This is a genomic window from Pseudonocardia kunmingensis, from assembly GCF_006716445.1.
In the GTDB taxonomy this organism is placed as follows: domain Bacteria; phylum Actinomycetota; class Actinomycetes; order Mycobacteriales; family Pseudonocardiaceae; genus Pseudonocardia; species Pseudonocardia kunmingensis.
This window is the reverse complement of sequence record NZ_VFPA01000002.1, coordinates 1202771-1225963: the sequence shown is the minus strand read 5'-3', so window position 1 is coordinate 1225963 and position 23193 is coordinate 1202771. Positions and strand designations below refer to the sequence as shown.

Annotated in this window: 22 protein-coding genes; 17 read left to right on the top strand and 5 right to left on the bottom strand. The window is 73.2% G+C overall.

Going from position 1 to position 23193, the window contains the following annotated elements; all coding sequences use genetic code 11:
• Window positions 1-95 precede the first annotated feature (95 nt).
• Window positions 96-893 carry an IclR family transcriptional regulator gene (locus FB558_RS21525; RefSeq protein ID WP_142056178.1) on the top strand — a complete coding sequence of 266 codons (798 nt, stop codon included), beginning with the start codon at window positions 96-98 and terminating at the stop codon, window positions 891-893.
• Window positions 893-1870, top strand: coding sequence for an asparaginase (locus tag FB558_RS21520; protein WP_142056176.1), 978 nt, complete (start codon window positions 893-895; stop codon window positions 1868-1870). Before FB558_RS21525 ends, FB558_RS21520 begins: the two co-directional genes overlap by 1 nt.
• A 4-nt stretch (window positions 1871-1874) precedes the next feature.
• Here FB558_RS21520 and FB558_RS21515 read toward each other — a convergent pair whose 3' ends face one another.
• On the bottom strand, window positions 1875-2747 hold the full coding sequence (locus tag FB558_RS21515) for an HTD2 family dehydratase (protein ID WP_246106651.1): 873 nt from the start codon (window positions 2745-2747) through the stop codon (window positions 1875-1877).
• A 1137-nt stretch (window positions 2748-3884) separates the two neighbouring features.
• Between FB558_RS21515 and FB558_RS45240 the strand changes: the two genes are divergently transcribed.
• Window positions 3885-4010: a hypothetical protein gene (locus FB558_RS45240; RefSeq protein ID WP_281288654.1), complete on the top strand. Its 126-nt coding sequence runs from the start codon at window positions 3885-3887 to the stop codon at window positions 4008-4010.
• Window positions 4011-4165: 155 nt separating this feature from the next.
• Here FB558_RS45240 and FB558_RS21510 read toward each other — a convergent pair whose 3' ends face one another.
• Entirely contained in the window at window positions 4166-5164 is a 999-nt protein-coding gene (locus FB558_RS21510) for a zinc-binding dehydrogenase (RefSeq protein WP_142056661.1), read from the bottom strand.
• Between the two features lie 90 nt (window positions 5165-5254).
• Between FB558_RS21510 and FB558_RS21505 the strand changes: the two genes are divergently transcribed.
• Window positions 5255-5881 (top strand): TetR/AcrR family transcriptional regulator, encoded by a 627-nt coding sequence (locus tag FB558_RS21505; RefSeq protein WP_142056174.1) that lies wholly within the window; start codon window positions 5255-5257, stop codon window positions 5879-5881.
• Window positions 5882-6189: 308 nt separating this feature from the next.
• Here FB558_RS21505 and FB558_RS21500 read toward each other — a convergent pair whose 3' ends face one another.
• Window positions 6190-6765, bottom strand: coding sequence for a TetR/AcrR family transcriptional regulator (locus FB558_RS21500; RefSeq protein WP_246106650.1), 576 nt, complete (start codon window positions 6763-6765; stop codon window positions 6190-6192).
• A 181-nt stretch (window positions 6766-6946) separates the two neighbouring features.
• Between FB558_RS21500 and FB558_RS21495 the strand changes: the two genes are divergently transcribed.
• The 12 genes from FB558_RS21495 (at window position 6947) to FB558_RS21440 (ending at window position 19716) form a co-directional block, all read left to right on the top strand.
• A complete protein-coding gene (locus tag FB558_RS21495) occupies window positions 6947-7399 on the top strand; it encodes a (2Fe-2S)-binding protein (RefSeq protein WP_142056170.1) in 453 nt (150 codons plus the stop codon).
• A complete protein-coding gene (locus FB558_RS21490) occupies window positions 7386-8363 on the top strand; it encodes an FAD binding domain-containing protein (RefSeq protein WP_142056168.1) in 978 nt (325 codons plus the stop codon). The genes FB558_RS21495 and FB558_RS21490 overlap by 14 nt, the downstream gene beginning before the upstream one ends.
• Window positions 8360-10534 (top strand): xanthine dehydrogenase family protein molybdopterin-binding subunit, encoded by a 2175-nt coding sequence (locus FB558_RS21485; protein ID WP_142056166.1) that lies wholly within the window; start codon window positions 8360-8362, stop codon window positions 10532-10534. Before FB558_RS21490 ends, FB558_RS21485 begins: the two co-directional genes overlap by 4 nt.
• A gap of 43 nt (window positions 10535-10577) precedes the next feature.
• Window positions 10578-11342 (top strand): DinB family protein, encoded by a 765-nt coding sequence (locus FB558_RS21480; RefSeq protein ID WP_142056164.1) that lies wholly within the window; start codon window positions 10578-10580, stop codon window positions 11340-11342.
• 113 nt (window positions 11343-11455) lie between these two features.
• On the top strand, window positions 11456-12364 hold the full coding sequence (locus FB558_RS21475; RefSeq protein WP_142056162.1) for a TetR/AcrR family transcriptional regulator: 909 nt from the start codon (window positions 11456-11458) through the stop codon (window positions 12362-12364).
• A complete protein-coding gene (locus tag FB558_RS21470; RefSeq protein ID WP_142056160.1) occupies window positions 12361-13254 on the top strand; it encodes a beta-keto acid cleavage family enzyme in 894 nt (297 codons plus the stop codon). The genes FB558_RS21475 and FB558_RS21470 overlap by 4 nt, the downstream gene beginning before the upstream one ends.
• Complete coding sequence (locus tag FB558_RS21465) at window positions 13247-14212, top strand: 3-hydroxyacyl-CoA dehydrogenase NAD-binding domain-containing protein (protein WP_142056158.1); 966 nt, start codon at window positions 13247-13249, stop codon at window positions 14210-14212. The genes FB558_RS21470 and FB558_RS21465 overlap by 8 nt, the downstream gene beginning before the upstream one ends.
• The gene (locus FB558_RS21460) at window positions 14205-14687 is read left to right on the top strand and encodes a thioesterase family protein (RefSeq protein WP_142056156.1); all 483 of its coding nucleotides are present in this window, start codon (window positions 14205-14207) and stop codon (window positions 14685-14687) included. Before FB558_RS21465 ends, FB558_RS21460 begins: the two co-directional genes overlap by 8 nt.
• A gap of 52 nt (window positions 14688-14739) precedes the next feature.
• Window positions 14740-16290, top strand: coding sequence for an ABC transporter substrate-binding protein (locus FB558_RS21455; RefSeq protein WP_142056154.1), 1551 nt, complete (start codon window positions 14740-14742; stop codon window positions 16288-16290).
• Complete coding sequence (locus tag FB558_RS21450) at window positions 16287-17267, top strand: ABC transporter permease (protein WP_142056152.1); 981 nt, start codon at window positions 16287-16289, stop codon at window positions 17265-17267. Before FB558_RS21455 ends, FB558_RS21450 begins: the two co-directional genes overlap by 4 nt.
• A complete protein-coding gene (locus FB558_RS21445) occupies window positions 17264-18121 on the top strand; it encodes an ABC transporter permease (RefSeq protein ID WP_142056150.1) in 858 nt (285 codons plus the stop codon). Before FB558_RS21450 ends, FB558_RS21445 begins: the two co-directional genes overlap by 4 nt.
• The gene (locus tag FB558_RS21440; protein ID WP_142056148.1) at window positions 18118-19716 is read left to right on the top strand and encodes an ABC transporter ATP-binding protein; all 1599 of its coding nucleotides are present in this window, start codon (window positions 18118-18120) and stop codon (window positions 19714-19716) included. Before FB558_RS21445 ends, FB558_RS21440 begins: the two co-directional genes overlap by 4 nt.
• Before the next feature lie 26 nt (window positions 19717-19742).
• Here FB558_RS21440 and FB558_RS21435 read toward each other — a convergent pair whose 3' ends face one another.
• On the bottom strand, window positions 19743-21299 hold the full coding sequence (locus FB558_RS21435; RefSeq protein ID WP_246106649.1) for an MFS transporter: 1557 nt from the start codon (window positions 21297-21299) through the stop codon (window positions 19743-19745).
• Between the two features lie 92 nt (window positions 21300-21391).
• Between FB558_RS21435 and FB558_RS21430 the strand changes: the two genes are divergently transcribed.
• On the top strand, window positions 21392-21793 hold the full coding sequence (locus FB558_RS21430; protein WP_246106648.1) for a MerR family transcriptional regulator: 402 nt from the start codon (window positions 21392-21394) through the stop codon (window positions 21791-21793).
• A 14-nt stretch (window positions 21794-21807) separates the two neighbouring features.
• On the opposite strand, the gene FB558_RS21425 is transcribed toward FB558_RS21430, so the two are convergent.
• The gene (locus tag FB558_RS21425) at window positions 21808-23193 is read right to left on the bottom strand and encodes a sodium/glutamate symporter (protein ID WP_142056146.1); all 1386 of its coding nucleotides are present in this window, start codon (window positions 23191-23193) and stop codon (window positions 21808-21810) included.

The window sequence follows — 23193 nt, the reverse complement described above, 5'->3', positions numbered from 1 at the left end:
GGAGGCGAGCATGGAAGAGCACCGGCGGCTTGTCAAGGCCGGTGTCTACAGTGAGGGCCCGGACACCGGGTGACCCCAACGGGAGGAGCTGGTCGATGGGCGTGGCCAAGCCGGTCGAGGTGGTGGTCCGCGCCGTCGAGGTGCTCAACGCGGTCGCGTCGGCGCGAGGCGGGCGCAGCCTCCAGGAGCTGCACGACGAGCTCGACATCCCGCTCGGCAGCCTGCACCGGATCCTCGCGACGCTCAGCCAGAGCGACTACCTGCGCCGCTCTCCGGTCACCAAGCGCTACTTCGTCGGACGCGCCGCACGCGCCCTCGGCGGCGGGACCGGCCCCGCGAGCGCACGGCTCGTCCAGCCCCCGCCCGCCCTGGTCGAGGCGGCGGCCGAGACGGGCGAGACCGCGTTCCTGACCGAGCTCGTCGGCGACGTGCCGGTGTGCGTCTCGATCGTCGAGGCCGAGCACCCGCTGCGGTTGTTCGTCCGCATCGGCCAGGAGATGCCGCTGCACGCCGCGGCGTCGAGCCGCGCCATCCTCGCCCACCTCGACGAAGCGGTCGCCCGGACCCTGCTGGCGGGGTCCGCACCGCTCACGGAGTACACCGCGGGCACCCCGAGCGAGATCGAGGAGGTCATCGCGGTGCTCCGGGAGGTCCGGCAGCACGGTTACGCCGTGTGTGACAACGAGCTGGACCCGAACGCCTGGGCGGTCTCGGCCCCGATCCGCGACGGCGAGGACCGGGTGAGCTCCAGCGTCACGATCACCGCTCCCGGGCCCCGGGCGGCCGACCCGGACGCGCGGGAACGCGCCACACGGGCCGTCCTGCGCGCGGCCGACGCGCTGTCCGCCGAGCTGGGAGGGTCCCGCCCCGTGTTCACCGACAGCCCCGCCTGATGCCCGCGGCCCGATCGATCGGCCTGCTCGCCGCCGGCGGCACGATCTCGGTCGTCCCGTCGACCTCCGGGGCCCGCGAGCACAGCGGGGCGGACGCCCTCGCGCCCACCGCGTCCGCGCTCCCCGACGGCATCGACGTCCACCCCCGCGACGTGCTGCGCCGCTCGTCCCGGGCGATGGGCCTCGACGACCTCTGGACGCTGGCCGAGGCCGTGCGCGCCGAGATCGCGGCGGGCCGCGACGGCGTCGTCGTCACGCACGGCACCGACACGCTCGAGGAGACGGCTTACGCGCTGGCCCTGCTCGTCGAGACCACGGCGCCGGTCGTCGTCACGGGGGCGATGCGGGCGCCGCACCTCGCCGGCCCGGACGGGCCCGCGAACGTGCGGGCCGCGCTCGTGGCGGCCGCGCAGCCGGCACTGGCCGCGTACGGCCCCGTCGTGGTGTTCGCCGACGAGGTGCACGTCGCCCGCCTGGTCACCAAGGCGCACAGCACCCGGGTCGCCGCGTTCGCGTCACCCGCGGCCGGGCCCGTCGGGTCCGTCGTGGAGGACCGGCTCGAGCTGCTGCTCGGTCCCCCGCCCGTCCCGGACCGCCTTCCCCGCACGGCCGCCCCGGCCCGGCGCGTCACCATCGTCCCGGCCGCCACCGGCGTCGACGGCGCCCTCGTCGACGCCGTGGCGGCCGAGCTCGACGGCGTGGTCGTCGCGGCGCTCGGTGGCGGCCACGTCTCGCCCGCCCTCGGGGAGTCGCTGGTCCGGATCGCCGGTTCCGGACGACCGGTCGTCGTCACCAGCCGCTGCCCGGACGGCGCGCTGCTGTCGAGGACCTACGGCGGCGCCGGCTCGGAGATCGAGCTCCGGGAGGCGGGGCTGCACTTCGCCCCGTACCTGACGCCGCCGAAGGCGCGGCTGCGCCTGGCGTTCGGCCTGTCCGCCGCCATCCCCGCCGACGAGCTGTTCCCCGCCGGACCGTGACGGGTCAGCCCTCCCCGGCCAGCACCGCCGTCGCCGTGAGCGACGGGCCGACCCCCACCGCGCCGACCGCGATGTCGAGCCGCGGACCGTCGACCGTCGCCGTCGCCTCGACGTCCGCGGGGACGAACGCCGGCCGCACCAGCCGGTAGGTGAACTCCGTGACTGCGGCGCCCGGTGCGTGCACCCGGGGCAGCTCGAGCGCGAGCAGGGCGAGCAGGGGGCCGTGCACGACGAGGTCCGGGTAGCCCTCGACCTGCGTGGCGTAGGTGCGGTCGTAGTGGATCCGGTGGGCGTTGTAGGTGAGCGCGCTGAACCGGAACAGCAGCGCCTCGTCGGTGGCCTGCACGTCCCGCCAGGTCCCCGACGCGGGCGGGCCGTCCGCCGCGGGGCGCTCCAGCCGGCGCACCGGGGCTCCGGCCGGCTCGGAGCGGTAGACGATGTCCTGTTCCTCGGTGGCGGCGGGCGCGCCGTCGACGGTCAGCTCGTGCCGGACGGTCACGAACGCCATCTCCCCGCTGCGCCCGGTCTTGACCGCGACGTCGGCGACCTGCGAGCGGCACGCCAGCTCGCTCCCGACCGGAACAGCGCCGTGCCGGCGCCACCGACCGCCGGCGAACATGCGGCGCCGGTCCGGGAGCGGCGGGAGGAACCCGCCCTCGGCGGGATGACCGTCCGCGCCGAGCGCGGACTGGCGAGGGTGGTCCAGGAGGGAGAACCAGTGCCACAGCGGCGGCAGCGGGTCGCCCGGCGCAGGCCGGACCGGCGAGTCGAGCAGGTCGGCGAACGCCGCCGCCGCCCACGGGTCGACCCGCCGGCACGACTCGACCGGCTCGGGCTGCCAGCCCGCGAGCGCCGCCGCGAGGGCCCCGGCGCTCACGGCGTGCGCCCCGCGCCGCCGAACAGCGCGACCTCGGTAGCGGCCCGGTCGACAGGCTGCGGTGCGGATCCGTCCATGAACTGACTCCCCTCGAGGACCTACGGATCTTAGGGTTCCTGGTCCGGATTTCCGACATGCGCGGGTTCGTCGTGGGCACACCCCGCTGCGGTCTCGCTCGTCGTCTCCGGTGGGCGCGCCGTACCCGGCTCGGGGCACCCGGCCCCACCCTCGCCGCGGGCCTTCCGGGCGATCCCCTCCGTCCGCCTCGACCCTCACCGTCGCGATCTGGTCAGCTTGGCGGAACTACCGATTATCGTGGTCGTCCTGGCGGCCGTTCCCGGCGCGGGCCCAGGCCCGTTCAGGAGGAGCGTTGCGGCCGGGTGGGTGCGCACCTGGCTGTGGTCCCGATCCCGCCCCCTGTGATCACCGTTGTCACGTTCCGCGGAACGCCGACGAGCCCATGATCACCGGAACTGGTGCCACGGCCGCACTCCTGCGGTCGAGATACCGTTCTTGACGATCACCGAAGCGAACCCGGCCACGAGAAGTACAGCGGCGCGGCCGGAAGAACGCTCACGTGCGACTCAGATTGATCAGGCGAGCACGACCCGCGGCCTTGTGCCAGTACGTGCCTTCGGTCGCGTTCCGCGGAACGCAGCCAGGGCCCGGGAACTGTCCGACCCCGATGCCATCCTGAACCGGAGAACACCAGCTCACACCCCTGGAGACCCCCGGTGTCGATCACCACGCTCCCCGCCCCGCCGCAGACCACCGACATCCACGTCCTGGAAACAGAACTATTGAGTCTGGCCGGGCACATCGCCGCCGCCGAATGCCGATTCCTACAAGTACTGGCCGAGTTCGACGACCGCGACGGCTGGGCCGGGGCCGGGATCCGCTCGTGTGCGCACTGGTTGTCCTGGCGGGCCGGGATGAGCCTGCGCACCGCCGCCGACCACCTCCGCGTCGCCCACGCCCTGCAACACCTACCGTGCTCCTTCCACCACGGCGTGATCCATGACCACGGCTACCGCATCCACCGCGTGACCGACCGGTGGCGGTTCCACCGCCCCGACGCCACCCCCATCCGCCACCACCGGGCCACCGCTGACCGGCAACACCGAACGCCTCATCGAAATGCACACCCGAGCCGGGCTGCGGATCGAGCGCACCACCCTGACCCCGAACTGGTACGGCGATCGCCTGGACCCGGAGCCGATCCTGGACGCCCTGCTCCCCCGCCGGGTCACGACCGCGGCCTGACCGCGTTCAGCGGAACGCACCCACCCCGCACCACACCCCGATCGCGATCCGCCGAACACGACGACCCCGGACCGCAGCCTGACCCGCGTTCCGAACACGGCGACCCCGGACCCGCCGATCGATCGCGTTCTGCGGAACACGACCATCCCGCATCTTCAGGGCACGAGTGCGAGTTTGCCGACGGTGGCTCGCGTTTCGAGTTCCACGAGCGCTTTCGCCCCCTCGGCCAGCTCATAGATGGTGGGTTGGCCGGGCGGGAGCACACCTGCGGCGAGCAGCCTGAACATCTCGGTCATGACATCGCCGAAGACTTGAGGCGCGAACTGGATGAGGATGCCGATGTTCAGGCCGATCAGATGGACCTGGTGCTTGTAGACAAGATCCCAGTTGCTGATTGCGGCTTCGCCGCCCGCCAGGCCGAAGACCACGACTCGGCCAGTCACCCGCTTGGCCGCGGCTAGGCTGGCCTCAACAGCGGCGCCCCCCACGGACTCCAGAACCAGGTCGGCACCGGTGCCATCTGTGAGTCGCAGAACCTCGGCCGCGATGTCGGCGCCGCGAGAGTCGATCACGTGGTCGGCCCCGAGAGCCAGCACCACCTGGTGCTTGTCGGGTGAAGCCGTCCCGATCACCGTGGCGCCGTAGTGCTTGGCCATCCTCACCGCGGCTTGGCCCGTTCCGCCGGCAGCCGCATGGATCAGCACGCTTTGTCCTGCCGCGATCAGGCCGAGCGGCTTGAGGGCGGCCAACGCAGTCGGCCATGAAACGACCATGCCTAGCGCTTGCTCGTCGGCCCATCCACTCGGCACCGGGACCGCGCCCGCCGCAGGCAGCACCATGTACTCCGCGAAGGCGCCGCCTCCGATGCCGACGCCGATCACGTGGGCGCCGAGCTCAACACCGGTCACCCCTTGGCCCGCGGCGACGACCTCGCCGACGCCCTCGATGCCTGCCAGGTAGGGCGGCGGCGGGCCCCCGGCGGCCGCACCACGGGACTGGGAGATGTCGAGGAAGTTGACGCCGGCGGCGGCGACGCGGATCAACACCTCGCCCGGCCCCGGGTTCGGCACCGGCGCGTCGGACACGAGACGAAGGTCCTTCGGGCCGTCCAGGGACGACTGCTGCAAGGCGCGCATCGTGGCGGGGATGTCCATGGTCACCTGTCTGGTATATTGGTCGTTCGACAAACAAACCTTGGCACCTCGGAGCGACCGCGTCAAACTTCGGCAGGAGGCCGATCCCCGATGGCTACTCGCGGGCGGCCGCGGACGTTCGACCCGGACACCGCTCTGAGGCAGGCGCTGGAGGTCTTCTGGGAGCGGGGCTATGAGGGCTGCTCGCTCAGCGACCTGTCCCAGGCGATGGGAATCGCGTCTGCCAGCATCTATGCCTGCTTCGGGAGCAAGGCGAACCTGTTCCGCCAGGTCATGGAGCTCTACGGCTCGACAGCCGGCGCGCCGCCCAGACGCGCTTTGAACGACGAACCGACCGCCCGAGCCGCGATCCACGCCATGCTGCGCGCGACCGCGGACCAGGTCACCCGCTCCGATGCGCCGCACTACTGCATGTTGATCCTTGCGGCGCCCACCGGCGCGGTCGAGAACCACGCCGTACGAGAGTCTCTTGCCGAGATCCGGCGCTCACAGTTTGCCGCGATCAAAGACCGGCTTGTCCGCGGCATCACCGACGGCGACCTGACCGTGTCGGCAACCAGCGTCAACGGTATCGCCCGCTACTACACCACCGTCGTGCAAGGACTCTCCGTGCAAGCCCGCGACGGCGCCGACCGCGCCGAGCTCGAAGAAGTCATCACCTGTGCGATGACCGGGTGGGCCGCCCTGACCTCCGCGCCATCACAGATCGACAGCTGAGCCGCTGGTCGCCCGCCGAGCCACGGATTCCCGCCCTGGTCCGTCACCTGGTCACCCTGGGCCCGCAGCTGCGGGAGCGTGGGGTGACTGCGGGTGGTCGAGCCGGCCCCTGATCTCCTTCAGCGGTTCGTCCGCGGCCGCCTACCACGTCGGGGCGGAGGAGGCGGACATCTACGCGCTCTGGAGCGAGCCGCTCGCGGTCGCCGCAACGACGGCGCCCCCGCTCTGCCGGCGTGCAGATCGCGGTGCACCGCCGCGACGTTGCCGCGCCACTGGGCGTAGGCGTCCCGGTCGGCCTCGACCCCCGCTCAGCCGGCGTCCGCGGCCATCCCCCGCCAGAGCAGGTCCACGAGGCTCTCGGTGTGCCGTCGCCAGTCGCCGTCCGGGTCGAGGTACATCAGGCCGCCGAGCCCGCGCAGGACGGTCTCCGGATCCAGGTCGGGGCGCACGGTGCCGGCCCGCATGTTCGCCTCGACCAGCGCCGTCGCCGCCCCGACCACGGCGCGGTAGGCGGTCGCGACCACCTCCTCGGCAGAGGTGCTGGCGCACTGCAGCGCGCCGGCCAGCCCGCGCTTGGTCATCATGTACCGCGTCAGGTACTCGGTAACCCACGTGCGGAAGGCCTGCTCCGGCGGGTGCTCCCGCAGCAGGCACGGCACGACCTCGACGAGGTGGCTCACCTCGCGCTCGTAGACCGCGAGGACGAGGGCGTCCGGCGTCGGGAAGTGCCGGTAGACGGTGCCGACCCCCACGCCGGCCTTCTTCGCGATGGCGTTGAAGGACATCTCGCCGGTGGGGAGCGCCTCGGCGGCGACGGCGAGGATGCGGTCGTGGTTGCGCCGGGTGTCCGCACGGCGGTGGCTGACCGAACCCGTCGTCCTCACCCCTCCGGCGCGCATCGTGAGCCGTTCACGGTAATGCAGCCGGCGCGCTGACGGGACGGGGCGTCGTTGCGAAGCGGATAAAAATCCGCTAGCTTGGGCACGGCGTCACACTCGACCCCACCCACCACCACGACCTGCACCGATCGTCCTCGGTGCACCGGGTCTGCGGGAAAGAGAGCCAGTGGACATCTCGATCGAAGTCAACGGTAGACCCGAGAACCTGAGTGTCGACCCAGGAGTGACCCTGCTGGACGCGCTCCGCGAACGCCTCGGCGTCACCGGACCCAAGAAGGGCTGCGACCGCGGCCAGTGCGGCGCCTGCACCGTGCACGTCGGCGGAAGGCCCGTGCTCTCGTGCCTCACCCTCGCCGCCACCGTGACGCAGCCGGTCACCACGGTGGAAGGGCTCGCCGACGGCGACGAGCTGCACCCCGTCCAGCAGGCGTTCGTCGACCAGGACGCCCTGCAGTGCGGCTTCTGCACCTCCGGCCAGGTCATGTCGGCCGTCGCCGCGGTCGAACAGGACGTGCCCGACGTCCGGGAGTTCATGTCCGGCAACCTCTGCCGCTGCGCGGCCTACCCGAACATCGTCGCCGCGATCGAGCAGGTGAGGCGGGCCGATGCGGCAGTTTGAGCTCACGGCGCCCGAGACCCTCGACGCGGCCCTCTCCTCGCCCGGCACGTTCCTCGCCGGCGGCACCACCCTCGTCGACCTGATGAAGCTCGACGTCCTCACCCCGCAACGGGTCCTGGACATCAACGCCCTGCCGCTGCGCGGCATCGACACCTCCGACGGCCTGCGGATCGGTGCCCTGGAGCGGATGAGCGACGTCGCCGCGCACCCCGGCGTGTACCCCGTGATCTCGCGCGCGCTCCTGCTGAGCGCCTCCCAGCAGCTGCGGAACATGGCCAGCATCGGCGGCAACCTGATGCAGCGCACCCGCTGCGGCTACTTCCGCGACGTCGCCACGCCGTGCAACAAGCGGGAGCCCGGCAGCGGCTGCTCGGCGATCTCGGGTGCCAACCGGATGCACGCCGTGCTGGGCACGAGCGACTCCTGCGTGGCCACCCACGCCAGCGACCTGGCGGTCGCCCTCGTCGCACTCGACGCGCGGGTCCGGCTGGTCAGCGCCGACGGCGAACGCACCGTCGCGCTGGCCGGGTTCTACCGCACGCCCGGTGGCACCCCGGAGGTCGAGAACGACCTGCGCGCCGGGGAGCTGATCAGCGAGGTCGTGGTGCCGCGGCTGGACTGGGCGACCCGCTCCACCTACGTCAAGGTGCGGGACCGGCAGTCCTACGAGTTCGCGCTGACCTCCGCGGCGGTCGCCCTCGACGTCCGGGACGGGCACGTCGTCGACGCCCGGGTGGCGGTCGGCGGCGTGGCGACCGTGCCGTGGCGGCTCGCGGCCGTGGAGGCGGCCCTGCGCGGGAAGCCCGCCACCCAGGCCTCCTTCGAAGAGGCCGCTGCCCTCGCGGCCGACGGCGCCCGGCCGCTGTCGGCGAACGGCTTCAAGGTGCCCTTGCTGCGGCGGACCGTCGTCCGCGCGCTGCTCGAGGTCACGCAGTCCGACGAGACCGAAGGGGTTCGCGCATGATCGGCCGGTTGGATGCCCCGCTGAAGGTGACGGGCCGCGCCCGGTACGCGCTGGACAACAACGTCCCCGGGATGGTCTTCGGGCACGTCGTGCTCAGCACGGTCGCGCACGGCGAGATCACGGACATGGACGTCACGGCGGCGCGCAGTGCTCCGGGGGTGCTCGCCGTCTACACGCCGTTCGCACCGTTGCCGCTGACCGCGCCCGTCACGGCGATGCTGGGGCCGATCTGGGTGCCGCTGCAGAGCACCGACGTCACCTACTACGGACAGCCGATCGGCTTCGTCGTCGCCGAGACCGTCGAGCAGGCGCGGGACGCTGCGGCGCTCGTGCGGGTCACCTACGACGAGCGGCCGGCGTCGACCTCGATGAGCGACGGCCTCGCCACGGCCGTGGACGCGCCGCCCTCGCTCGACGGCTCCCCGCCGGAGCTGTCGGTGCTCGCGCCCGGAGTCGAGTCCATCGAGGACGCGCTGGCGGCGAGCCCCGTCGTCGTCGACGCGACCTACACCACCGCCACGCAGAACCACGCCGCGATGGAGCCGCACTCCGCGATGGCCGTGTGGGAGTCCGGCACGGTCACCGTCTACACCGGCAACCAGGGCTCGGACCTCGTGGCCTCGGCGCTGGCCGACGCGTTGGGCGAGGACCACGCGGCGGTCCGCGTCGTGAACCCCTTCGTCGGCGGGGCGTTCGGCGGCAAGGCCCTCTCCATCCCCGCCTTCCTGGCGGCGGCCGCCGCCCGGGACCTCGACCGGCCCGTCAAGGCCGCGCTCACCCGCGAGCAGGTCTTCACCGCCACCGCCACCCGCCCCGCCACCGTGCAACGGCTCACGGTCGGCGCGGAGAGGGACGGCACGCTGGTGGCGCTGCGCCACGACTCGTGGTCCAGCACCCCGGCCGGCGGCGGCTTCGTCGAGCCGACCTCGCACGGCACGTCCCGGGAGTGGTACGCCACCCCGAACGTGGCCATCAGCCAGAAGATGGTGCCGCTGCACGTCCCGCCCACCACGTTCATGCGGGCGCCGGGTGAGGCGCCCGGGTCGTTCGCGCTGGAGAGTGCGATCGACGAACTGGCGGTCAAGCTCGACATGGACCCGATCGCGCTGCGTCAGCGCAACAACTCGGCCGCCCCGCCCGGCAAGGACCTGCAGTGGTCGAGCAAGCACCTCGACGAGTGCTTCCGGGTGGGCGCCGCCCGGTTCGGCTGGGCGGAGCGCACCCCACGGGGACGCGTCGACGGCGACTGGCTCGTCGGCATGGGCACCGCCACCGCGATGTTCCCGGCCCTGCGGTTCCCGGCCAGCGTCCGGGTGACGCTGCGCGACGACGACACGGCCGAGGTCGCCACCAGCGGCGCCGACCCGGGCACCGGCCTGCTGACCGTGCTGTCCCTGATCGGCGCCGAGTCCCTCGACATCGCTCCCGAGAAGGTCACGCCCCGGCTGGGCGACTCGGCGCTGCCGCCGGGGGGCATGTCCGGCGGCTCGACCGCCACGGCGAGCGCGGGCTCGGCCATCATGGTCGCCGCTCCGAAGGTGATCGACGACCTGGTCGCGCTGGCGTCGGGCCCCGGCGCGCCGTTCGAGGGGGTGGAGCTCTCCTACGCCGACGGTCGCGTGCTCGCCGCCGACGGCCGGAGCCTGTCCTTCGGGGAGGTGCTGCGGGCGACGGGTCGCGACTCGATCGCCGCGGTCGGCTCCTCCGCACCGGGCGAGGAGTTGACCAAGCACTCGTTCAGCTCGTTCGGCGCCCAGTTCTGCGAGGTCCGGGTGCACCGGTGGACGCGGGAGGCGCGGGTGTCGCGGATGCTGGGCGTGTTCGACGCCGGCCGCGTCATCAACGAGCAGGCCGCCCGCAGCCAGATCATGGGCGGCATGATCTGGGGTGTGTCGGCCGCCCTGCACGAGGGCCTGGAGGTCGAGGAGAACGGCCGCCTCGCCAACGCCGACTTCGCGAACTACCTGCTCCCGGTGAACGCCGACATCCCCGAGGTCGACGTCGAGTTCGTCCGGTACCCCGACACCCTGCACAACCCCGTCGGGGCGCGCGGGCTCGGCGAGATCGGCGTCGTCGGCATGGCAGCGGCGGTGGCGAACGCCGTCTTCAACGCCACCGGCATCCGCGTCCGGCGCATCCCGATCGCGATCGAGGACCTGCTGGAGGAGTGATGCTGCACTCCTGACCGTGGGCGCTGCGTGCCAGGCTGCCGGGATGACGGAGATCTCAGGCAGGACGATCACCGGGACGCAGGTCGCCGACGTGTCGCTGGCCGATGCCCGGGTCCGGGACGTCGAGGTGGTCCGGGCGAGTTTCTGGCGGGTGCGGATGCGCGGCGTGTGGCTCGGCGAGGTGGAGATCGACGGCGAGATCGCGGGCCTGCGGATCAACGGCGTCGACGTCGGGCCGCTGGTCGAGGCCGAGCTCGACCGGCGTGATCCCGACCGCGTGAAGATGCGCCCGACGGACGTCGCCGGTTTCCGCGAGGCGTGGGACCTCGTGGAGTCGCGGTGGGCGGGGACCGTGGAGCGGGCCCGTGCCCTGCCGCCGGAGCTGCTGCACGAGCGGGTCGACGGCGAGTGGTCGTTCATCCAGACGCTGCGGCACCTGGTCTTCGCCACCGACATCTGGGTGCGCCGCGCGATCCTCGGCGATCCGACGCCGTGGCACCCGCTCAGCCTGCCGTTCGACGAGATGGAGCCGGTCCCGGGCGTCCCGTGGGACCGCGACGCCCGGCCGGGCCTGGACGAGGTGCTCGCCCTGCGCGCGGACCGCACGGGAACCGTCCGCCGGGTCATCGAGGGCCTCACGGAGGAGAGCCTCGCCGCCCGGACCACGCCGGTCGCCGGGCCGGGCTACCCCGAGCCCGACAGCTACCCGGTCGCCGGCTGCCTGCGCACGGTGCTGAGCGAGGAGTGGGAGCACCGCCGCTACGCCGAACGAGACCTCGACGTGCTCCGCGACCGGCTCGGGGCCTGACCGTCTCGCAAGCTGACCGACGCACCAGTCAGGTACCGCAAGCCTGCTCTGTGCACCTGCGTCTCGGCGCCAGCGCTTGCGACGGTCGCAAGTAACCCCTAGCGTGCGGCGCCATGACCGGGACCCGCCACGCCTCGACGCCGGTGGACGCGGCCGTGGCGGAACGCGTGCGGGAGCTGCTCGCCCGCGACGGGTGGACCCAGCGCCGCTTCTCCGAGGCGATCGGGCTGGAGGAGACCAAGCTGTCCAAGTCGCTGGCCGGGCGCCGCCGCTTCCCCGCCGCGGAGCTCGTCGCGATCGCCGACGCCACCGGCGTCACCGTCAACTGGCTGCTGCACGGCCACGACGACGCGCGCACCCACACCGCCGTGCCGCGCGGGGCGGCGCGCACGGAGTCCGGGTCCGACCGCGGCGCCCGGGCGCGGCGGCGCATCCTCGACGCGGCCTGGAACCTGATCGCCGACCGCGGCTACCACCGCGTGCGCACCGCGGACGTCGCGCACGCCTGCGGCACGAGCCCGGCCGCGATCCACTACCACTTCCCCACCCGCTCCGGGCTGCTCGACGAGGCGTTGCGGCACAACGTGAAGCTCGCCTTCGACCGGCAGGTCGCCGCGCTGGGCGAGGTCCCCGACCCGCACGCCCGGCTGCTGCGCCTGATCGACCTGCAGCTGCCGTCGGGGCTGCTGCTGCGCCGCGAGTGGTCGATCTGGATCCAGGTCTGGGCGGAGACCGCGATCGACCCGGCCCGCCGCGCGCTCTACTGGGACTCCTACGACCGCTGGTACCGCAGCGTGCTCATGACGCTGACCGACGGCGCGGACGCCGGGGTGTTCGTCCCCGGCCGCGCCGAGGCGCTCGCCCGCCAGCTCACCGCGCTCATCGACGGCCTCGGCATCCAGGTCATGGCCGCCACCCCGGGCACCAGCCCGGAGGAGATGCGCGCGGTCCTGCACGACTTCATCGACCGGGCCGTGCTCCTGCGGCCCGCGACGCACGACACCGCTACGGAGGCCGGATGAACCGTGATGTGATCATCACCTGTGCCGTGACCGGGGCCGGGAACACGGTGGGCAAGAGCCCGTACGTCCCGTACACGCCCAAGGCCATCGCCGACGACGCGATCGCGGCGGCCCGGGCCGGGGCCGCGGTCGTGCACATCCACGTGCGCGACCCCGAGACCGGCGACCCGTCCCGGGCGGTGTCGCTGTACCGGGAGACGGTGAGCCGGATCCGCGACTCCGGCGTCGACGTCGTGCTCAACCTGACCGCGGGCATGGGCGGCGACCTCGTGATCGACGCCGACGACCCGCTCAAGCCGGTCGACGGCACCGACCTGGTCAACGCGCTCGAGCGGCTGCCGCACGTCGAGGAGCTGCTGCCCGACATCTGCACGCTCGACTGCGGCTCGCTGAACTTCGGCGAGGGCAACCAGCTCTACGTGTCCACGCCCGACATGCTGCGCACCGGCGCGAAGCGGGTGCAGGAGCTGGGGGTGAAGCCGGAGCTGGAGATCTTCGACACCGGGCAGCTGTGGTTCGCCTCGACGATGGTCGCCGAAGGCCTCATCGACGCGCCGCCGCTGTTCCAGCTGTGCATGGGCATCCCCTACGGCGCCCCGGCCGACCCGGGCGTGCTGGCCGCGATGGTGAACCTGCTGCCCGCGGGCGCCAACTTCGCGTCGTTCGCGATCGGGCGCGACCAGCTGCCGTGGGTGGCGCAGTCGATGCTCCAGGGCGGGCACGTCCGCGTCGGGCTGGAGGACAACCTCTACCTCGCCCGTGGCGTCAAGGCGACCAACGAGCAGCTCACCGAGCGGGCCGTGCAGATCGTGCAGGACCTGGGCGCGAGCGTGGCGACCCCGGACCGGGCACGGGAGATCCTGGGCCTGCGGGAGCGTGCCGGTGTCTGAGCGGCCCGTCTCCGAGATCCGGACCGTCGCCTGCATCGGCGCGGGCGTGATCGGCGCCGGCTGGGCGGCCTACTTCCTGGCCCGCGGCCTGCGGGTGCGGGCGTGGGACCCGGCCCCGGACGCCGCCGACAAGCTGCGCCGGGTGATCGACGCGGCCTGGCCGGCGCTCACCGAGCTGGGCCTGGCCGAGGGCGCGGACCCGCACGCGATCACGCTGTTCCCGACCGCGGCCGAGGCCGTCGCAGGGGCGGGGTTCGTGCAGGAGAGCGCGCCCGAGGACCTCGCGCTCAAGCGCTCCCTGCTGGCCGAGCTGGCCGCGGCCGCCGGTCCGGATGTCGTCGTCGCGTCGTCCACGTCGGGCTACCCGATGACGGACATGGCCACCGATGCGGCCGACCCGTCGCGCCTCGTCGTCGGGCACCCGTTCAACCCGCCGTACCTGATCCCTCTGGTCGAGGTGGTCGGCGGCGAACGGACCGCGGCGTGGGCGACCGCGCGGGCGGCCGCGTTCTACCGTCACATCGGCAAGTCGGTGATCGAGATGGACCGGGAGCTGCCGGGGTTCATCGCCAACCGGCTGCAGGAGGCGATCTGGCGCGAGGCGCTGCACATGGTCGCCGCGGGCGAGGCCACCCCGGAGGAGATCGACCGGTCGATCACCGACGGCCCCGGCCTGCGCTGGCCGGTGCACGGACCGTGCCTGACCTTCCACCTGGCCGGCGGCGAGGGCGGCATGGCACACATGCTCGACCACTTCGGACCGTCGCTGAAGTCGCCGTGGACCCGCCTGGAGGCCCCCGAGCTGACGCCCGCGCTGCGCGACGACATGGTCGCGGGCGCCGAGGTGAGCGCGGGCGGACGGCCGATGGCCGAGCTGGTGGCCGAGCGGGACCGGGCGGTCATCGCCGTCCGGCGCGCGGTCGAGGCGGCCCGGGCGGCGGGAGCGGGTCATCGCTGAGCTGCAGCACGCCGACACGGTCCGGCCGGAGTGGATCGACTACAACGGCCACCTGTCCGAGCCCTACTACGTCCTCGTGTTCGGGGACGCGACGACCGCGCTGATGGAACGCGCCGGGATGGACGCCGCGTACCGGGAGGCCACCGGCTGCTCGCTGTACACGGTGGAGGCGCACGTCCGGTACCTGCGCGAGGTCGCCGATGGCGCCGCGCTGCAGGTGCGCACCCGGGTGCTCGGCCGCGACGCGAAGCGCCTGCGGCTGTGGCACGAGCTGCACGTGGACGGCCGGATCGCCGCGACGGAGGAGCTGATGTGCCTGCACGTCGGCGCGGACGGCACCCGACCCTTCCCCGACGCCGTGGCCGCGGAGCTGGACGCGCTGGCCGGGCCCGCCGCGGAGGAACCGGAGCACGCGGGCCGTGCCATCAGCCCGCTCGGGCGGGGCGGGACGGTGGTGCAGCGGCCCCCGACCTGAGCCCCGACCACCGCCCCGCATCACACGGGGCCTGTAACGAGGAGACACCTCCATGATCAGCCCGACCGTGCCGGCGCTCAGCCGGCGCCGGCTGCTCGGCAGTGCCGCCGGGCTCGCCACGGCGGCGCTGCTGGCCGGCTGCGCCGGCCCCGCCGGCGTCCGGGACGCCGGACCGCCGCGCCGCGGCGGCGTGCTGCGGGTGGGGGTGACCGGCGGCGGCTCGTCGGACACCCTCGACCCGCACAGCCCGGCGACCAACCCCGACATCGCCCGCACGCTGAGCCTCTACGAGCCGCTGCTGCACTGGGACGACGCCTACACGCTGCAGCCCGCCGTCGCCGAGTCGGTGCAGGCCGAGCCCGGGGCGCGCGCCTGGACCGCGACGATCCGCCCGGGCATCACGTTCCACGACGGCCGCCCGGTCACGCCCGACGACGTGATCGCCACGTTCGCGCGGATCACCGACCCGAACGACCCGAAGTCGGGCGCCTCGCAGTTCTCGGTGCTGCGCGAGGTCGTCGCCGTCGGCGACCGGCAGGTCCGGTTCGAGCTGACCGAGCCCTCCCCCGTGTTCGACCAGTACCTGGGCGAGTACTCCTGCGGCATCGTGCCCGCCGACTTCGACGTCGAACGCCCGGTGGGCACCGGCGCGTTCAGGTTCGCGTCGTTCACCCCCGGCCAGCAGAGCGCGTTCGTCCGCCACGACGGCTACTGGCGCCCCGACCAGCCCTACGTCGACCGCCTCGAGCTGATCAACTTCGCCGAGGACGACGCCCGGATCAACGCGCTGCTGTCGGGCCAGGTCGACGCGATCGACCAGGTCCCGCTCTCGCTCACCGAGGTCGTCGGCTCCTACGAGTCGGTCCGCCTGCTCACCTCCGAGACCGGGTCGTGGCTGCCGTTCACCATGCGCGTCGACGTCGCCCCGTTCGACGACGTGCGCGTGCGGCAGGCGCTGCGCCTCATCGCGGGCCGCGACGAGCTGGTCAACCAGGTGCTGTCCGGGCAGGGCGTGCGCGGCGTCGACCTCTACGCCCGCTTCGACCCGCAGTACCTCGACCCGCAGCGCCGGCAGGACATGGAGCGCGCCCGCGACCTGCTGAGCGCGGCCGGGAAGCCGAACCTGTCGCTGGAGCTGGTGACCTCGCCCATCCAGGCGGGCACGGTGGAGGCCGCGCAGGTGTTCGCCACCCAGGCCCGCGCCGCCGGCGTCGAGATCGGGCTGCGCCGGGTGGACACCTCGACGTTCTTCTCCGACCAGTACCTGCAGTGGGAGTTCGCCCAGTCGTTCTGGAACACCCGCAACTACATCCCGCAGGCGTCGCAGTCGTCCACGCCGGACGCGCCGTTCAACGAGACGCACTGGGAGGATCCCGAGTACCTGGCCGTGATCGGGCGGGCCCGCTCGGAGGTGGACCCGCAGCTGCGCGCGGAGCTGGTGCGCCAGGCGCAGGAGATCGAGTTCGACCGCGGCGGCTACATCATCTGGGGCTTTCCGAACCGCGTGGACGCCGCGCAGGCCTACGTCGGCGGGCTCGTCCCGAACCGGACGGGGCTGTCCCTGTCCGGCTACGAGTTCCGGAAGGCGTGGGTGAACGCATGACCGGCTCCCCGCTCCCCCGCATGATCGTCAAGCGGCTGTTGATCAGCGTGCTGGTGCTGCTGGTGGTCTCGCTGCTGGTGTTCGGCGCCACGCTGCTGCTGCCCGGCGACCCGGCGCGCGCGATCCTCGGCCAGCAGGCCACCCCCGAGCGCGTGGCGGCGCTGTCGGAGCAGCTCGGGCTGGACGCGCCCGCCCCGCAGCGCTACCTGGAGTGGCTCGGCGGGATCCTCACCGGGGACCTCGGCTTCTCCGCCGCCACGCAGGGCCCGGTGTCCGAGCTGCTCGCGGGCCGGCTGGCGGCGTCCGGGCTACTGCTGGTGCTCACCGCGGTGGTCAGCACGCCGATCGCGCTGGCGCTCGGCGCCTGGGCGGCGGTGCGCCGCGGCTCGCGCACCGACTCCGCGCTCTCCGGGTCCAGCCTGGTGCTCGCCGCGCTGCCCGAGTTCGTCATCGGTGTGCTGCTCGTGGTGCTGCTCGCGACCTCGGTGTTCCGGGTGCTGCCGTCGGTGACGCTCGCCCGGCCCGGCGAGCCGGTGTGGTCGCGGCCCGAGCAGCTGGTGCTGCCGGTCGTCACGCTGGCGCTGGTGGTGATCCCCTACGTGGTCCGGATGACCCGGGCGACGCTGTCCGAGGCCCTGGACGCCGGGTTCGTCGAGATGGCCCGGCTCAAGGGCCTCCCGGAGCGCACGGTGCTGGTCCGCCACGCCGTGCCGCACACCATCGGCCCGGTCGCCCAGGTGATCGCGCTGCAGCTGGCGTGGCTCGCCGGTGGCGTCGTCGTGGTGGAGTTCCTGTTCCGCTACCCCGGCATCGGCCAGGCCCTGATCGACGCCGTCGCCACCCGGGACGTCCAGGTGGTGCAGGCCATCACGATGATCATCGCCGCGTTCTACGTGCTCGTGAACCTCGCCGCGGACGTGGCGGGGATGCTCGCCGATCCGCGGATCCGCCACTCGACGACGGGAGCCGCCGCATGAGCGCCCCCGCTGTGCCCGCCGGGCTGCTGCGGCGGACGTTCCGCCGGCGCCAGGCCCGGATCGGGGCCGTGCTGACCCTCGCCGTCGTGGCGATCGCGCTGCTCGGGCCGCTGCTCGGGCCGCTGCTCACCGGCTACGGCGTCGACGACTTCGCCGGCCGCCCGTTCCGCCCCGACGGCGTCGCCGGCACCGACGACCTCGGCCGCGACGTCCTGACCCGCTTCCTCGCCGGCGGCGGCCCGGTGCTGCTCTACGCGCTGGCCGCCACCGCGATCGGCATCGTCGGCGGCGCGGTCGCCGGGATGCTCGCCGGCTACTCGGGGGGCCGGCTCGACTCGCTGATCATGCGCGGCAGCGACGTGCTGCTGTCGTTCCCGCAGCTGGTGCTGGCGCTGCTCGCGGTGGCCGTGCTCGGTTCCACGGGGTGGCTGCTGGTGCTGGTCATCGGCATCACGCACATCCCCCGCGTGGCGCGGGTGGCCCGCCAGGCGACCCTGGCCGTCGCGAACCAGGACTACGTGCTCGCGGCGCGGATGTACGGCGTGCCGCGGCGGCGGATCCTCACCACCGAGGTCCTGCCCAACATCACCGGTCCGCTGATGGTGGAGCTGGGCCTGCGGCTGACCTACTCGATCGGCTACGTGGCCTCGCTGTCGTTCCTCGGCCTCGGCGTCCAGCCGCCCGCCGCCGACTGGGGCCTGCAGATCAACGAGAACCGGATCGCGCTCAGCGTCGCGCCGTGGGCCGTGCTGCTGCCGGTGATCGCCATCGCGGTCCTGACCGTCGGCACGAACATGATCACCGACGCGCTGGCCAAGGAGTCCGCGGACACCACCGGGGAGGCAGCCACATGACCGGCACCGACATGAGCCCGACGATCGAGTGCACGGGCCTGCGGGTCGCCACCACCGGCGGCCGGGAGGTGCTGCACGGCGTCGGCTACGCCGTCGCGCCCGGGGAGATCCTCGCCCTGGTCGGCGAGTCCGGTTCCGGCAAGACGACGGCCGCGCTCGCCGCGCTCGGGCACTTCCGCACCGGGCTGGTCCACACCGGCGGCGCGATCGCCTTCCACGGGCACACCGAGACCCACGACGACCTGCTGGGCCTGCCCGCGGCGACCCTGCGCGGGATCCGCGGCCGGCTGGTCTCCTACGTGCCGCAGGACCCGGCGCTGTCGCTGAACCCGCTGCTGCGGATCAGCACCCAGGTCTGCGAGGTGCTGGAGGCGCACGCCTACGACGGCGACGCGGACGCGCGGGTGCGGGAGGTGCTCGCCGACGTCGGGCTGCCCACCGACGACGCCTTCCTGCGCCGCTACCCGCACCAGCTCTCCGGCGGCCAGCAGCAGCGCGTCGGGATCGCCGCCGCGTTCGCGTGCCGTCCGGACGTCGTCGTGCTCGACGAGCCGACCACCGGCCTGGACGTCACCACCCAGGACCTGGTGCTCGACACCGTCCGGGACCTGGTCACCCGGTCCGGCACGGCGGCGCTGTACATCACCCACGACCTCGCCGTGGTCGCCGGGCTGGCCGACCGGGTCGCGGTCATGCAGGCGGGTGAGGTCGTCGAGACCGGCACCGTCGCGCAGGTCGTCGGCGCGCCGGAGCACCCCTACACCCGCCAGCTGATCGCCGCCGTGCCCGATCTGCACCGGGCCGTCGAGAAGGACGCCGTGCCGACCGGGAAGGGCGCGGGCACGCCGCTGCTGCGGGTGGCCGGCGCCGGCAAGCGCTACGGGGCGAAGACGGTGCTGGACGGCGTCGACCTGGAGCTGTGGCCCGGCGAGTGCCTGATGCTGCTCGGCGAGTCCGGGTCGGGGAAGACGACGCTGGCCCGGGGCCTGTCCGGGCTGCTGGACCTGGACGCGGGCGAGCTGTCGCTCAGCGGCGAGCCGCTGGCCACCCCGCGCACCTACGCCCAGCTGCGCAGCGTGCAGTACGTGTTCCAGAGCCCGTTCGCCTCGCTCAACCCGCGGCGCACGATCGCCAGCTCCCTGGAGGTGCCGCTGCGCCACCTCACCGACGCCGGCCCCGACGCCCGCCGCGCCCGCGTGCTGGACATGCTCGACCAGGTGCAGCTCGACTCCTCGTTCGCCGCCCGCTACCCCGGCGCGCTGTCCGGTGGGGAGCGGCAGCGCGCCGCGATCGCCCGCGCGCTGGTCACCGCCCCGGACGTGCTGGTGTGCGACGAGGTGACCTCGGCGCTGGACGTGTCGGTGCAGGCCGCGATCCTGGACCTGCTGGCCATGGTCCGCCGCGACCTGGGAACGGCCATGCTGTTCGTGACCCACAACATCGCCCTGGCCCGCGAGGTCGCGGACCGGATCGCCGTGCTGCAGGGTGGCCGGATCGTCGAGCACGGCCCGGTGGCGGACGTGCTCGCCGACCCGCAGCACGCCTACACCCGGGAGCTGCTGGAGCACACGCCCTCGATGTCCGTGGCGCGGTGAGCGACGGCACCTCCGGGGGCGCACCGTCACCTGAGCTCATCGGCCGGTTCCGGGGAATCCGGGGTCGACGGCGTCCCGCGCCGCTCGCCGCGCAGGAGGCCCACGGCGAGACCGGCGCCCACCACCAGCACCATCGCGCTCAGGGCGGCGGCGAGCTGCACCGCCCCGGCGAACGACGAGCGGACCGTCTCGAGCATGGCGACGCCGGCGTCGACCGGTAGGCCCTCTGCGGCCGCGAGACCGCCGCCGACGGTACGGCCCGCGTCCTCGACCACCGGTCCGGCCACCTCCGCGGGGGCGTCCCGCACGACCAGGGTCCGGTACCGCGCCATCGCCGCCGTGCCGATCAACGCGATGCCGAGGGCGAGGCCGAGCTCGGCCCCGCTCTCGGCCACGCCGGATGCCGTGCCGGCACGTTCGGGAGGCGCAGCGCCGACGATCAGGTCGGTGGTCAGGGCCAGTGTCGGTGTCACGCCGACGTAGAGCACCGTGAAGCCCACGACCGTCCACGCCAGGCTCATGGCCGGAGCGGTGACGGTCACCACCGCGGCCCCGATCGCGGCCGTACCCAGCCCGACCGCGACGACCGCGGCCGGGCGGACGCGACGGGCGAGCACCGGCGCGAGCAGCGTGGCACCGATGCCCAGCAGGACCGACGGCACCGTCCACAACCCGGCGTGCAGGGGCGTGAGTCCGAGCGTCGCCTGCAGGTACTGCATGACCAGGAGCTGGGTGCCTGCCACAGCGGCGACAGCCAGCATCTGGGCGCCGAGGCCGGCGCTGAACGCGAAACGGCCGAACAGGCGCAGGTCCATCAGCGGGTCGCGCGAACGCAGCTGTCGACGCACGAAGACGATCCCGAGGGCCGGCCCGGCGGCGACCCATGCGGCGGCACTCCACGCGACGCCGTCCGTCGCGACCTGTTTGATGCCGTGGACGAACGACAGGAGCCCGACCAGGAGCAGCACCGCGCCGCCGAGGTCGAACCGCCCGGACAGGTCCCTCGAGCTCTCCGGGAGCAGGAACGGTCCGAGGATCAGCAGCAGCACCATGACGGGCACGGCGACGAGGAACACCGAACCCCACCAGAAGAACTCCAGCAGCACGCCGCCGACCACCGGGCCCATCGCCTCGCCCGCAGTGAAGGCCACCATCCAGAACGCGATCGCGAAGGCACGCTGGGCCGGCACCGTGAAGGTGTCCGCCAGGAGCGCGAGCGTCGAGGGCATGAGGGTCGCGCCGGCGAGGCCGAGCAGGGCACGCGCGGCGATCAGCGCCTCCGCAGTGGTCGCCAGGGATGCGAGCACCGAGGCCACGACGAAGGCCGCCGCACCGATCAGGAGCAGCCTGCGCCGCCCGACCCGGTCCCCGACGCTGCCCATGACCAGCAGGAACCCCGCCATCACGAAGCCGTAGACGTCGAGGATCCACAGGAGCTGGGCAGCGGAGGGAGCCAGGTCGGCACTGATGCTCGGCGCGGCCAGGTGCAGCGCGGTGAGGTCCATCGAGAGGACCGCGGTCGGTAGCGCCAGCACCCCCAGCGCCAGCCATTCCCGTCGACCGGCGCGGGTCCCCGCCGTCACGTCCACCACGTCTCTCCCTGCCTGCGAGCGTCCACGGTTCGAGGCCGCCCGCGGACCGGGGAGCCCCTGTCCGTCGGACGCTAGAGTCTCACGTGGACGTGAGGGTCAAGGCGGAGATCGGACGTGTGATGAAGATCGGGGAGCTCGCGCAGCGCACGGGCGTCAGCGTGCGAGCACTGCGCTACTACGACGAGCAGGGCCTCCTGCGCCCGCAGCGCACACCCGGTGGCTACCGCGAGTTCGACCCGCGCGACGTCGTGCTGGTGGCCCGCATCCAGACGCTGATCTCGGCCGGACTGAACACCGACCTGATCGCCGAGGTCCTGCACTGCTTCAGTGACGGCGGTGCGGGCGAGACCCCGTCACCCACCTGCGCGGAGATGGTCGCCGAGCTGTCCGCGGCCCGCGACCGGATGCTCGGCCGGATCGAGCAGCTGGAGGAGTCGTGCCGCCTCCTCGCAGCCATCATCGACGCGGCTCCGCAGCCGGCCTGACGCGCGTACCCGGTTCACGCGCCACCGCCGGATGGCGCCGCCGCCGGCACGGGGTCCGGCTTGCGCCACAGCCCGGTCACCCGCATCAGCAGCCACAGCAGCAGCGCGAGCGCGAGCGCGGCCAGCCCGAACACCAGGTTGCCCAGCGACAGGGCCAGTGCGGGGAGCACCGCCGTGACCAGGCCGCCGCCCACGAACGGGCTGGCGAACGGCGCGCGCAGCCCGTACGCGCGGAAGGCGTCGGTGCGGGAGTCCGCGTCGACGGTGCGCAGCAGCACCAGCCCGACCGACATCACGGCGGTCATCGACCCGAAGTTGATGATGCCGTGCTCGAACCAGTCCTCCCGGAAGATGCGCGGGCTGACGTACCAGAAGACGGCGACGCTGATCGCCGCCACCACCACGGTGAGGATCATCAGCGGCACGAAGTAGGTGAGGATCACCGGCACGCTCACCGAGGCGACCGCGGAGACCACCAGCAGGTCGAGGGCGAAACCCTGGATCGCGCCCAGCGTCCGCTTGTCGACCGTGGGCGCGAACGGCGTGCGGGCGACCACGAGCTGCACCAGGAGGCCGCCGATCATCGCCATGGGGAACAGCGGGACCCCGTCGATCACCAGGGCGATGACGTACTGCAGGACCCAGCCGATCACGATCGCCGCGGCGATCAGGGCGGCGTGGTAGGCGAGGTTGTCGATCGAGCTCTTGGAGATCCGCCCGACGCTGTGCACCTCGGCCTGCTCGGCGTCGAGGATGTCGCTGCCGGTCGGGACGCCACCGCCGGTCCGCCGGGAGAGCTTCCCCCGCCGGGCCGCGATGTTGATCAGCACCATCCCGCCGAAGATCCCGAACAGGAGCCCGAACGTCGCGGAGCCGATGGCCAGGTCGCCGCCGTCCGCCCAGCCGAGGTCGGTGAACACCCCCGCCATGCCGCCCGCCGTGCCGTGACCGCCCGGCCAGCTGATCTCCATGATCGTCGAGAACATCGGGTTGACGCCGAAGACCGGCTCGAGCAGGAGGGCGCACAGCAGCGCCGGGATCCCGATGACCACCAGGCTGCTGAAGTAGCTGTAGAACACGTGCGGCGCCGCGGCGCCCACCGCGTCCTTCAGCTTCGGCGGCGCCTGGCCCATCAGCAGTGGGGCGAAGACGACCGTGACGAGCACGCCGGGCATGGCGCTCCAGGTGTCGTTCATCTCCTCCGGGACGAGCCCGACGAAGTGCGGCCCGAGCACGAGCGCCACCGCGCCGCCGATGAGCGACGCGGGGATGAACCACCGCTTCAGCACCGGGATCCGGTACCGCAGCAGCACCCCGAGCAGCAGGAACAGCCCGAGCACCGCCACCGACAGCATGAGCCCGCTCAGCTGGCCACCGCTCAATGCATCCGTGTCGAACAC